Source organism: Paenarthrobacter aurescens, assembly GCF_025421775.1.
GTDB lineage: Bacteria > Actinomycetota > Actinomycetes > Actinomycetales > Micrococcaceae > Arthrobacter > Arthrobacter aurescens_B.
Genome location: NZ_JAOEFX010000001.1, coordinates 130,595 through 142,992, shown reverse-complemented (window position 1 = coordinate 142,992; position 12,398 = coordinate 130,595). Strand labels below are relative to the sequence as shown.

10 protein-coding genes are annotated in these 12,398 nt (G+C 61.9%); 3 read left to right on the top strand and 7 right to left on the bottom strand.

The window, feature by feature from the left end; translation table 11 throughout:
- Window positions 1-7: 7 nt before the first annotated feature.
- Window positions 8-1,363 carry a histidine--tRNA ligase gene (gene hisS / locus N7568_RS00730; protein WP_261608011.1) on the bottom strand — a complete coding sequence of 452 codons (1,356 nt, stop codon included), beginning with the start codon at window positions 1,361-1,363 and terminating at the stop codon, window positions 8-10.
- A 208-nt stretch (window positions 1,364-1,571) separates the two neighbouring features.
- On the opposite strand from hisS, the gene N7568_RS00725 reads away from it, so the two are divergent.
- From N7568_RS00725 to N7568_RS00715, 3 genes are all read left to right on the top strand, one after another.
- Window positions 1,572-2,366, top strand: coding sequence for a peptidylprolyl isomerase (locus tag N7568_RS00725; RefSeq protein WP_261608010.1), 795 nt, complete (start codon window positions 1,572-1,574; stop codon window positions 2,364-2,366).
- A 66-nt stretch (window positions 2,367-2,432) separates the two neighbouring features.
- Window positions 2,433-3,998, top strand: coding sequence for a DUF349 domain-containing protein (locus N7568_RS00720; RefSeq protein ID WP_261608009.1), 1,566 nt, complete (start codon window positions 2,433-2,435; stop codon window positions 3,996-3,998).
- Between the two features lie 101 nt (window positions 3,999-4,099).
- Window positions 4,100-4,708, top strand: coding sequence for a hypothetical protein (locus tag N7568_RS00715; protein WP_261608008.1), 609 nt, complete (start codon window positions 4,100-4,102; stop codon window positions 4,706-4,708).
- Here the strand turns inward: N7568_RS00715 and N7568_RS00710 are convergent.
- From N7568_RS00710 to ruvA, 6 genes are all read right to left on the bottom strand, one after another.
- The gene (locus tag N7568_RS00710) at window positions 4,705-7,098 is read right to left on the bottom strand and encodes a bifunctional (p)ppGpp synthetase/guanosine-3',5'-bis(diphosphate) 3'-pyrophosphohydrolase (RefSeq protein WP_368736500.1); all 2,394 of its coding nucleotides are present in this window, start codon (window positions 7,096-7,098) and stop codon (window positions 4,705-4,707) included. The genes N7568_RS00715 and N7568_RS00710 overlap by 4 nt on opposite strands.
- Before the next feature lie 162 nt (window positions 7,099-7,260).
- The gene (gene secF / locus N7568_RS00705) at window positions 7,261-8,250 is read right to left on the bottom strand and encodes a protein translocase subunit SecF (RefSeq protein WP_261608007.1); all 990 of its coding nucleotides are present in this window, start codon (window positions 8,248-8,250) and stop codon (window positions 7,261-7,263) included.
- The gene (secD, locus tag N7568_RS00700; RefSeq protein ID WP_261608006.1) at window positions 8,250-10,001 is read right to left on the bottom strand and encodes a protein translocase subunit SecD; all 1,752 of its coding nucleotides are present in this window, start codon (window positions 9,999-10,001) and stop codon (window positions 8,250-8,252) included. Before secD ends, secF begins: the two co-directional genes overlap by 1 nt.
- Window positions 10,002-10,115: 114 nt before the next feature.
- On the bottom strand, window positions 10,116-10,499 hold the full coding sequence (yajC, locus tag N7568_RS00695) for a preprotein translocase subunit YajC (protein WP_261608482.1): 384 nt from the start codon (window positions 10,497-10,499) through the stop codon (window positions 10,116-10,118).
- A gap of 144 nt (window positions 10,500-10,643) precedes the next feature.
- The gene (ruvB, locus tag N7568_RS00690; RefSeq protein ID WP_261608005.1) at window positions 10,644-11,720 is read right to left on the bottom strand and encodes a Holliday junction branch migration DNA helicase RuvB; all 1,077 of its coding nucleotides are present in this window, start codon (window positions 11,718-11,720) and stop codon (window positions 10,644-10,646) included.
- Entirely contained in the window at window positions 11,713-12,357 is a 645-nt protein-coding gene (ruvA, locus tag N7568_RS00685; RefSeq protein WP_261608004.1) for a Holliday junction branch migration protein RuvA, read from the bottom strand. Before ruvA ends, ruvB begins: the two co-directional genes overlap by 8 nt.
- Window positions 12,358-12,398: the final 41 nt, after the last annotated feature.

The window sequence follows — 12,398 nt, the reverse complement described above, 5'->3', positions numbered from 1 at the left end:
GTGTGTATCAGGCAGTGGTGACGCGGACGTGCATGTCCTCCTCGGGAGGCGTCCAGCTCGCCGGGTCGGCGTCCACCTGCTCGCCGGAGCGGATGTCCTTGACCTGGTGCTTGCCGTCGTCGTCGGTAAACCACACGAAGGGGATGCCGCGGCGATCGGCAAATTTGATCTGCTTGCCGAACTTCTCGGCCTTGGCCGCCACCTCGGTTGCAATGCCCCTGCCGCGCAGCTGGGCGGCAATGTCCTGGGCAGCGGACCAGCTGTCGTCAGTGTTCAAGGCCACCAGAACAGCAGTAGGCACCGACCGCGAGGCCGTTGCCAATTCCTGGCTGAGTATGCGGGAAACGAGCCGCGTGACGCCGATGGAAAGGCCGACGCCGGGGAACTTGCGGTTGCCCTTGCTAGCCAGGGCGTCGTAACGGCCACCGGAACAAATGGAACCCAGCTGCTCGTGGCCCACCAGCACGGTTTCGACGACGGTTCCGGTGTAGTAGTCCAGGCCGCGGGCGATGCTCAGGTCTGCAACTACCTTGCCCGGGGCGCGCTGGACTGCCGCTTGGATGACCTGTTCAAGCTCGTTGAGCCCTTCCTCCAGGAGTTCATCTGTGACGCCCAAAGCGCGTACCTGCTGGACGAAGGAGGTGTCTTCAGTGCGGATACTTGCCAGTTCCAGGGCCAGTCCGGCTTGCTCGTCCGTGGCACCGAGCTCGCTCTTCAACAGCTCTGCCACCCTGGCAGCGCCGATCTTTTCCAGTTTGTCGATGCTGCGCAGTACGCCCGCGGTGTCTGTGAGGCCAATACCCCGGTAGAAGCCTTCGGCCAGCTTCCGGTTGTTGATCCGGAGCCGGAAATCCGGAATCGGCAACGCGCTCAGTGCCTCGGCGATGACCAGGGCGATCTCGACGTCGTAGCGGAACGGGAGCTCGCCGTCGCCCACCACGTCAATGTCCGCCTGGGTGAACTCGCGCGCGCGGCCTTCCTGGGGGCGCTCACCACGCCAGACCTTCTGGATCTGGTAGCGCCGGAACGGAAACGCCAAATAGCCGGCGTTCTCCACCACGTAGCGGGCGAAGGGAACCGTCAGATCGAAGTGCAGGGCCAAGGCATTCGGGTCAGCCTTATCCGCCTGGTTCTGCTTCGCAGCCTCACCCTCGTCATCCTGGAGCCGGCTCAGCCCGTAAACCTCTTTGTCGATCTCGCCTTTGCGGAGCAGCTGCCCCACAGTTTCCACTGCCCTGGTCTCGATGGACGAAAACCCGTGCAACTCAAACGTCTTCCGGAGCGTATCCAGCACATGGAGTTCCACCAACCGCTCCTGGGGAAGCCACTCGGGGAATCCGGACAGGGAGGCGGTACGTGCCATGGTGGAAATGTCTCCTCGAAGAAAGCTGACCCTGGCGTCGGCGCCGCAGCTTTAAAACGCCCGTTCGGCGTTTACAGGGCGGGCGTCCAGCCGGTCATGCATAAACTATGTGCGGCAGCCAGTTTATGCTTTCCGCGCGTGCACATCTAATGCAGCATGCCCGGTTCCTGTGGGCAGCCTCGGAAAGTGGACACAATCAGGAGGACTCTTGGCAACAAGGTCGCGGGATGACCGCGAAGCGAAACGGCGTATCAGGCAGATGGAAGCCAAGCGTGCCCTGCGACAGGAACAGGGAAAGCGGCGCAAACGCGACAACACCATCGCCGTCGGCGCCGGTGCAGCGGCAGTAGTCCTCGCCGTGGTGCTGCAACTGACTGTTTTCAGCTCCAACCCCACTGAGGCCGAGTTCGCAGCCGCAGAAGCCGGCCTGAGCTCTCCTTCCGCTTCACCGTCGGCTTCGAACAGCGCCGATATTCCCAGCCCCGACACGGCAGCGGGGAAGACCTTCACCGGTGAGCTCGCGCTGAACAGCGGCGTGGTCGGCATTGAGCTGAATGGAACGGCGGCACCGCAGGCTGCCGCCGTCTTCAAGTCTCTCAGCGACGCCAGCTATTACAACGGGAAGTTCTGCCACCGCCTGACAACGTCCGAAACGTTCGGGCTCCTGCAGTGCGGCGCCTCCTCGGAAGACGGGGCGGATGATCCCAACTACCGGTGGGGTCCGTTGGAAAACGCGCCTGCTGACAACAAGTACCCAGCCGGAACGATTGCCGTAGCCCGCACCGGTAACGACGCCAACGGTAATGGGCACCAGTTCTTCATCGTCTACAAAGACACGACTATTCCGGCAGATACGGCTGGCGGATATACGGTGGTGGGCAAGGTAACCAGCGGATTGGATGTGGTCACCAAGATCGCCGCGGCCGGCCTTAAAGCGGGCGAAAATCCCGGTGACGGCGCCCCTGTGGCACCTGTCACGATAGACTCGTTTTCTCTGAAGTAACCAGCTCCAGGCCCCGGCCCGGGGTGCATTACCTTAGCAGTCCCTCCAAGCGAAAGACTTTTAGCGGTGACAGACAGTCAGAAATCCGACGAAACAGCAGTAGTGGCCAACGAAGAAGCAGTCGAGGCGAACAGCGCCGACAACGTGGAAAACCCCGTCGCGCCGGCGCCTGCAGAGCAGCCAACTCCTGCCGGGACTCCAGCCCCCGCCGTGGAGGAACCAGCTACCCCGGTCGCGGAACCAGCCACGGCCACCCCGCCTGCGACGCCGGCCGCACCGCGCCCGGCTCCGTCCGCCGCCCCTTCCCCCGCGGCTTTTGCGGCCCGCCCGAAAGCTCCCGCCGCGGTGATTCCTGCCGCCCCCGCTGTGTCTGCTGCGTCGCTGGCCGAGGCCGCTAAATGGGGCCGCGCTGAAGGCGACGGCCACGTCTTCCTGACGCTGGATGGCGAGGAGATCGCTGTCGGCCAATACCCCGGCGTCAGTCCGGATGAAGCGCTGGGCTACTTTGCCAGGAAGTTCGACGACGTCATTGCCCAGGTGGTGCTGCTGGAGCACCGGGTGGAGTCCAAGGCTCCGGCTACAGACATGCAGAAGACCGTCACGCACCTTCGTGAGCAACTCGCCGAGCGCAACATGGTGGGCGACATCCGCTCCGCCGAGTCCCGCTTGGATGCCCTGTCCACCCACATCGTGGAACTGGAAAAGTCCGAGAAAGCTGCCCACGATGCCGTGCGGGCCAGCGAGCTTGCAGCACGGGAAGCGATCGTAGCCGAAGCCGAATCCATTGCAGGCCAGGATCCCACGCAGATCCAGTGGAAGACCTCCAGCGCCCGCATGAACGAGCTGTTCGAAACATGGAAGGCTGCGCAGAAGAGCGGCGTCCGCCTGGGCCGCAGCAACGAAGACGCACTGTGGAAACGGTTCCGTTCGGCACGTACGGTTTTTGATCGTCACCGCCGCGCCTACTTCTCGCAGTTGGACAGCAACAATTCCGCTGCGAAGTCGGCCAAGGAGGCCTTGATCGCAGAGGCCGAGGCACTCTCTTCTTCCACCGACTGGGGATTCGCTGCCGGCGAGTACCGCAGGCTGATGGATCAATGGAAGGCCACTCCCCGCGCGAGCCGCAAGGACGACGACGCTCTCTGGGGCCGGTTCCGCGCCGCCCAGGACGTCTTCTTCAGCAACCGACAGGCCGCCAACGACCAGATCGACCAGGAATACACGGCGAACCTGGCGGTCAAGGAACAACTGGTAGCCGAAGCGCAGTCCCTGCTGCCCATCAACGATCTCAACTCTGCCAAGAAGGCCCTTCAGTCCATCCGGGACCGCTGGGAAGACGCCGGTAAGGTTCCCCGGGCGGACATGGGTCGCATCGAGGCCGGCCTGCGCAAGGTCGAGGACGCTGTACGCGAAGCCGAAGAAGAGAAATGGCGCCGGAGCAACCCGGAGACCAAGGCCCGCACCAACAGCGCCCTCTCACAACTTGAAGCCGCTATCGCCGGCCTCAAGGAAGACCTGGAGAAGGCGGAGAAGGCAGGCGACCAGCGCCGCATCAAGGCTGCCCGTGAAGCCTTGGATGCCCGTCAGGCATGGCTGGACCAGATCCAGCGTTCGGCAAGCGACCTCGCCTAGCCCTCACCAAGGTTTCGCATACCTGCAGGCTCCGTCCTGGTTATCCACATAACCAGGACGGAGCCTGTACTCGTAAGGCGCGTGCACGGAATGATCGATGAATGGTCCCCGCTGTCACTGCCCCGCCCCTGTTGGAGCCGGTCATCCCCGAGCTCTACTCCCCCAGCCGCATCTTCTCCTGGAACGAACTGCAGGGCATGGCCTTCGACGGCATTCTGCTCCCCCTCTACGGCAAGAGCTACGCCTCACCCGGCGTCGCTGTCACGCATCGCCTGAGGGCCCGCGCAGCAGCCCTCACGGTTCCGGAGCGCATACGAACCAAGGTGGTTGCCGGCCGGCTCACTGCAGCCTGGATCTACGGGTGCGCGAATCCGCCCGAACATTTGTCACTGCTGGTTGATGCGAAGCACCGTATCTCGAGCCTGCGGGGAACCACGGCGTGCAGTCTCCATGAAGTACGGCTGGGCCAAATGGACGTGGTAAGCCTCGGAGGAATGCTGGTGAGCAGCCCGCTCCGCACCGCTGCAGATATCGCTCTTCACGTCGAAGCCGACCGTGCCTTGCCTGCTCTGAAACGCCTCTTGGAACGTGAAGAACTCGGTGTCCGGCTGCGGCTCCTCACCCTTGCCGTGGAGGCGGCGCCACGGGTTCCACACAAGAAGCGCGCGCTGGCCACCCTGTCAAGGCTGGCAGTCCCGGCCTTGAACTAGCTGCGGCGCCTGTTACCCGTGGTGCGGTAGACGTCAAAGACACCATCGATGCGGCGGACAGCATTCAGGACGTGGTGCAAGTACTTGGGATCGCCCATCTCGAAAGCGAACTTCGAGATCGCCACCCTGTCGCTTGAGGTGTGAACCGAGGCGGCGAGGATGTTGACATGATTCTCCGACAAGATACGCGTCACATCGGACAACAGGGACTTGCGGTCCAGGGCTTCCACCTGAATCTCCACGAGGAAAACGCTCGACTGGGTTGGAGCCCACTCCACTTCCACGATTCTGTCCGGCTGGTCGCGAAGTCCCGAGACGTTGGTGCAGTCGGTCCTGTGGACAGAAACTCCGGAGCCACGGGTAACGAACCCAAGAATGGGGTCCGGGGGAACAGGGGTGCAGCATCGGGCAAGCTTGACCCAGACGTCACCCACGCCACGGACGATGACGCCGGAGTCTGAGAACTTGGACTTGGCAACCTGCGTGGGAATGCTGACTTCGTCGAGGTCTTCGTCCGGAGTTTCGTGGCCGCCCAGGTGCTCCACGAGCTTTTCCATGACGGACTGGGCCGACGTGTGCCCGTCCCCAACGCCCGCGTAGAGACCGGAGATGTCCACGTAGTGGAAGTCTTCCGCGACGGCCGACAACGCGTCATGTGTCATCAACCGCTGCAGCGGGAGGTTCTGCTTTCGCATTGCCCGCGTCAGCATGTCCTTGCCACGATCGATCGCTTCTTCGCGACGTTCCTTGGTAAACCACTGACGGATCTTGTTGCGGGCACGCGCAGACTTGACGAAATGCTGCCAGTCCTGGCTGGGACCTGCTCCTTCGGCCTTGGAGGTGAAGATCTCCACCCAATCGCCATGGTTCAACTCACTGTTGAGCGGGACCAGTTTGCCGTTGACGCGGGCGCCAATGGTCCTGTGACCTACCTCGGTGTGGACAGCATAAGCGAAGTCCACAGGGGTCGATCCAGCGGGCAGGGCCATGACCTCGCCCTTGGGGGTGAAGACGAAGACCTCACGTGCATTAATTTCGTATCTCAGGGAGTCCAGGAACTCGCCCGGGTCGGATGTTTCCTGCTGCCAGTCCACAAGCGACCGCAACCAGCCCATATCGCCGTCACGTGGGCTGCCAGGGCCCTGCGCGGTCCTGTTCGGCTGGTCCTTGTACTTCCAGTGCGCTGCCACACCGTACTCTGCCCGTCGGTGCATCTCGTGGGTACGGATCTGGATCTCCACGGGCTTACCCCCCGGGCCGATCACCGTGGTGTGCAGCGATTGGTACATATTGAACTTGGGCATGGCAATGTAGTCCTTGAACCGCCCGGGAAGGGGGTTCCAGCGCGAATGCAGAGTGCCAAGTGCTGCATAACAGTCGCGGACTGAATCAACCAGGACCCGAACGCCCATGAGGTCGTTGATGTCGTCGAAGTCCTTATCCCTGACGATCATCTTCTGGTAAATCGAGTAATAGTGCTTGGGACGGCCAGTGATGGTCGCCTTAATACGTGCCGTGCGGAGATCATCAGCTATCTGGTTGCGGATGACGCTGAGGCTCTTCTCACGCTCGGGCGTGCGGTCTCCCACCATGCGCACAATTTCTTCGTACACCTTCGGGTAGAGAGCAGCGAAGGAGAGATCTTCGAGCTCCCATTTGATGGTGTTCATGCCCAGGCGGTGTGCCAGTGGCGCGAAGATTTCCAGCGTTTCGCGCGCCTTGCGTGACGAGGACTCAGCCGAGACGAACCGCCAGGTACGCGCGTTGTGCAAGCGGTCAGCCAACTTGATCATCAAGACGCGGATGTCCTTGGCCATGGCCACGACCATCTTGCGGACAGTCTCCGATTGGGCGGCCTCGCCAAAGCTGACCTTATCGAGCTTTGTCACGCCGTCAACCAGCATGGCAACCTCGGGGCCAAAATCCCGTGTCAGGTCAGCGAGTGTGTACGGTGTGTCCTCCACGGTGTCGTGAAGCAGCGCCGCAGCCAAGGTTGTGCCCGTCATGCCGAGCTCGGCCAGTATGGTGGCCACCGCCACCGGGTGGGTGATGTAGGGGTCACCGCTCTTGCGTTTCTGGCCCTGGTGGCTCCGCTCTGCGACAGCGAAAGCCCGCTGGATCAGGTCAAAGTCTTCTTTGGGGTTGTTGGCCCTTACCGTCCGCAGCAGCGGCTCAAGGATCGGTGAGTACGGGGCGACGCCACGGCCTGTCAGGCGGGCAAGCCGGGAACGGGTGCGCTCCCTCCGTCCCGGGAAGGTGGGACGCACGCCAGGAGTATCGATCGGAACCGCGCCGGCAGTCCGTCCAGCCACACTTGTTGCCGGAACCGCCACAGCATTGTGGCCGTCTTCTCCGCCCGCCGGTGGTGCCGACGTCGCACGTTCTTCCACAGAAGTACCCCTCACAACCGATTTAATTCTCCCAGTCTATTCCCGCAAACGAATGCTTCTGCAACTGGGCAGCACATGACGACAGGACCGGCAAGTCAAAGAGCCGGCCTCCGCAGTATCGCGGGGACCGGCTCTTAGGCGAATCTCTGGGCTGGAATGGCCCTAAACGGTAACTTCCGCCCTGCGGTGCTCCACCTTCTTGGCTTGCTTCACGAGCTCCGGCTCACCCTGCCGCAGCCACGCATAAAGCGGCGCCGCGATGAAGATCGTTGCTGCCGTGCCAATAAGAATCCCGACGAACAACGCCAGGGAGAGGTCACGCAACGTGCCCGCGCCCAGAAGCCCGGCACCGATGAAGAGGATCGCCGCCACAGGGAGGACAGCCACCATCATGGTGTTGATGGAGCGGACCAGTGTTTGGTTGACGGCCAGGTTGACCTCTTCGCCGAACGTGCGGCGTGTGGACGTGGCAATATCGGCAGTATTTTCGCGGATCTTGTCGAAGACCACCACGGTGTCGTAGAGCGAGTAGCTCAGGACCGTCAGGAAGCCAATGATGGCCGACGGCGTGACCTCGAAGTCGCTCAGTGCGTAGACACCTGCTGTGGTGAACATGGTGACGAGCATGCCCACGAGGGCAGACAGCGACATTTTCCAGGTTCTGAAGTACAGCGCCATCAGGACGGCCGCCAACCCAACGAAGACCACCAGGCCGATGAGCGCCTGACGGGTGACGTCCTGTCCCCACGTGGGTCCGACGAAGTTGGACGTCACTTCGTTCTCCGTGACGCCGTATGCGCTTGTGAGACCATCCTTGATGCGGTTGGTCTCGTCGTCAGTCAACTGGTCCGTCTGGATACGCATGGTGTTACCGGCGACGTTCGCAACGCGTGGAATGGCATCCGGTACGACGTCATGGACGGCCTTTTCGCCGAGGCCCGCATCAGTGTTGCTCACATTGGAAACGGTGAATTCCGAGCCTCCGCGGAATTCGATGCCGAGGTTGAATCCACCTTTAGCCACCGGAATGAGGATGGATAGGGCAACGGCGACTGCGGCGATGATGAACCAGATCTTCTTGGATTCAACAAAGCTGTACGAGCGCTTGCCCGTGTAAAGCTCGTGGCCGAAGGTTGCGAAGCTCGTGGTCATTACTTCTCCTCCTTGGTGGCCTTGGAGGAACCAGTGAGCTGGCCCTTCTCGGCGAGGCGCCGTTCGGCGATGGTCATGCGTCGTTCGGCTTCGGCCACTGCGCCGGTGTTGCGTGCCCGCACCGGTGTGGGCTTTTCGTCCGAAGTACGGAGCCTTCCGGCCCCCCGGTACAGGGGAACTGCGCCCAGCCGGTCAGGGGAAAGCCCGGAGAAACGGTGTCCTTCGCCGAAGAACTTGGTGCGCGCCAGGAGTTGCAGCGTGGGGTGCGTAAACATGAACACCACAATGAGGTCGGCAATTGCAGTCAGGCCGAGCGTGAACGCGAAACCACGGACGTTGCCCACCGCCACGAAGTAGAGGACCAATGCAGCAAGGAGATTGACCGCCTTGGAAGCCAGCACCGTTCGCTTGGCGCGCTTCCATCCATTTTCCACCGCGGAAACGAGGCCGCGGCCATCCCGCAATTCATCGCGGATACGTTCGAAGTAGACGATGAACGAGTCAGCGGTCTGGCCGATGGCCACAATCAGACCGGCCACACCAGCCAGGGAAAGCCGGTAGTTCTCGGTCCATCCAAGAATGGCGATGGCCAGATAGGTCAGGCCGCCGGCAACCACAAGGGATGCAATGGTGACGAGTCCAAGGGCGCGGTATTGGAAGAGTGAGTAGACAACAACCAGCAGCAGGCCGATCATGCCGGCCAGCAGCCCGAGGCGAAGCTGGTCGCCACCGAGCGTGGCAGAGATTTGCTCCTGTGATTGGATTTCGAAGCTGATAGGCAACGCGCCGTAACGGAGCTGATCGGACAGTGCCTTGGCAGAGGCCTGAGTAAAGTTACCCGTGATCTGCGGCCGTCCATCGGTGATCACCGCGAGGGATCGTGGAGCAGAAATGACCTTGTCGTCCAACACGATTGCGAACTGCGACTTGGGGTCGTTGCTCCCTTGTGCCTGCGCCGCAACGTAGTACTGGTTAAGCCGCTCGGTGACAGCCTTGAACTTTGCAGTTGCGTCGGCGTTGAAGACGATGTTCACACCCCAGGAGTTGGTCACAGAACCCTGTGCACCCTGGACCTGGGAAAAGGTGGAATCGCTGATGTCCTGACCCCTGACCTCGACCGGACCAAGGATGTACTTGATCGCGGGGGTCTCTGCCGTGGCGGCCTCACAGGTCACCAAGGGCTTGGAGGGATCGGAACGGTCGCGCCTTTCAGCGGAGGGATTGACGCAGTCCAGTGCCTCAAATTCCTTGTAGACCTCGGGGGTCACCCAGTTGACGTCACTGGCATTGGCAGGTTCTGCCGTGGGCTTGGGCAACTGGTCGTCCGGCGTCCGGGACTCGGCAGGAATGGCGGCGGGGTCGGCCGCAGCGATAACCGGGCGGAAGGTCATGTCCGCGGAAGCCTGGATAAGGTCACGGGTTTCCTTGGACGGTGTACCCGGAAGGCTTACCACCACGTTGCGGCCGGACTGCGTGCTGATCTCTGCTTCGGCTACGCCTGAGCCGTCCACACGCTGCCGGATGATGGCAACTGCCTGGTTGAGCTGCTCCTCATTGATTTCGCTGGAACCCTCCACCCTGGGGGCCAGGATCATCTGGGTTCCGCCTTCAAGGTCCAAAGCAAGCTTGGGAGCCCAACTGGCGTGGCCAGTCACCACCCCGCCAGCCAGGACAGCGGTGAGTACAACGAATATTGCTCCAAGCCAAGTCAGCACCCTGCGGGCTGAGTTTTTGGGGCCGGTCCGTGCCATTATCGATCTTCCTGTTATCGCCGAACAGCCGCCGGCGCACGCTGGTGAGCGTCTGCCGGCGGCTTTCCGCTGCCGTAGAAGGTGTCTTCCGCGGAGTTGCCGCGACTGACGATGCTAGTTGTCCTTCTTGTCCTCTTTGTTGAGGCGCGCGATGGTTTCTTCCGGCGTCTCGACAGCTGCGGAAGATTCGGTCTCCGCTGCAGTGAGGGAAGAAGCGTCATCCGGAACAACCGGAGCTTCCTCAGGGGTCGTCTCGACCACCTTGGTAACGGCCTGGCGGTGGACCGTGGCCTGGTTGCCCGGGGACAGCTCGATAACGACCTTGTTCTCGGCCTCGTCGATGGAAACGATGCGGCCAAAGAGACCGAAGCTGGTCATGACATCGACGCCCGGAGCAAACTTGGACTGCATTTCAGCCTGCTGCTGCTGGGTCTTCTTGTTGCGGCGGAACATCATGAAGACAAAGAGTCCAAGCATGACGAACAGCAATATGGTCATTGGATCCACAGGGAAGTTCCGTTCTGTACTTACGTTTTGGTTCCCGGCAACGTCCCTGGCAGATCCGCGAAGCGGGCGCATGATCAAGGACTCGAACGTGCCGAGCGTCATACCAGTCTAGAGGGAAAACCTGAATACGGCGTGTTAACCGACCGTATCTACGCTTTCGGCGTGGTTTTCGTCCTCGCCAAACAACGCCAGAGTCTCTTGGCCGAAGACTCCGGCCGGCACCGCATAACCGAGGTGCGTCCAAGCGGACGCCATGGCTATGCGCCCTCGCGGCGTGCGCCCCAGCAAACCCTCCCGCACCAGGAACGGCTCTGCCACGGTCTCAACGGTCTCTGGCTCTTCGCCCACGGCTATAGCCAAAGTGGACAGACCCACAGGGCCACCATTGAACTTGGTAATCAGCGCTTCCAACACGGAGCGGTCCAAACGGTCCAGGCCACGCTCGTCCACTTCGTACATGTCCAGGGCCGCTGACGCCGATCGGGCGTCAATTTGCTCGATGCCATGAACCAGCGCCCAGTCACGAACCCGGCGAAGCAATCGGTTGGCGATACGCGGCGTCCCGCGTGACCGGCCAGCGATCTCGGTGAACCCGGCCGAGTTCACCTTGAGGTCCAGGAGCCCGGCAGAACGCCGAAGAACGAGTTCAAGTTCAGCTACCGAATAGAACTCGAGGTGCCCGGTAAATCCGAAACGATCCCGCAAGGGTCCTGGCAGGAGTCCGGCCCGCGTGGTGGCACCCACCAACGTGAACGGGGGAAGTTCCAGCGGAATGGCAGTTGCGCCGGCGCCCTTGCCCACCACGATGTCCACTCGGAAGTCCTCCATGGCCATGTACAGCATTTCCTCTGCAGGCCTGGACATGCGGTGGATTTCGTCGAGGAACAGCACTTCCCCTTCCGACAATGAGGAGAGAATGGCAGCAAGATCGCCGGCGTGCTGGATGGCCGGACCACTGCTGATGCGCAGTGGCGCGTTCATTTCAGCGGCAATGATCATGGCAAGGGTGGTCTTGCCGAGTCCGGGAGGACCGGACATCAGCACATGGTCGGCACTGCGGCCACGCATCTTTGACGCTTCGAGGACAAGGGCGAGCTGTTTGCGGACGCGGTGCTGGCCCACGAAGTCGTGCAGGTTCTTGGGACGGAGGGCGGCCTCGATGACCCGCTCCTCCGGTTCCTCTCCCCCGGCGACAAGCGACTGCTCAGCCACGGCTGCCTACGCGGTTGCCGGCGCGGGCACCGTCTTGGCCAAGCCAGCGCAGGGTGGCACGGAGGATCTGGGCCACGTTTCCTGCGTCCACCAACTCCGGTGAATCCGCCATGGCTTTATCGATGCTGCCGGTCGCGTCCTTCTCGGACCAACCCAAGCTGGTCATGGCAGCGACTACCTGGGGCTTCCATTCGGCCTTAATGGAGCTTGCGGGGGCCGCAGTGGTACCTGTTCCGTGCGGGACCAGCTTGCCTGCGAGCTCCAAAACGATGCGTCCCGCGACCTTGGGACCGATGCCCGGCACTTTGGTGAACGTTTTGCCGTCGCCCGTGTGGGCTGCCACGCGGATTGCTTCGGGTTCATGCACGGCGAGAACGGCCAGTGCCAAGCGCGGCCCAACTCCGCTGACGCTGAGCAGGACATCAAAAACCTCGCGTTCGTCGTCGTCCGCGAAACCGAACAAAGTCAGCGAATCTTCCCGCACGATCATGGAGGTGAAAAGCTTGGCTTCGGTTCCCACTTTGAGATGGCTCAGGGTCTGAGGGGTGGCATGGACGCTCATTCCCGCACCGTTGAGGTCAATGACGGCGGTGGACAAACCGACGTGGGCAACGGTTCCACGAAGAAAACTAATCAAGACCCGGCTCCTGAATTTCTGCCGGCTCCGACGCCGCAAAT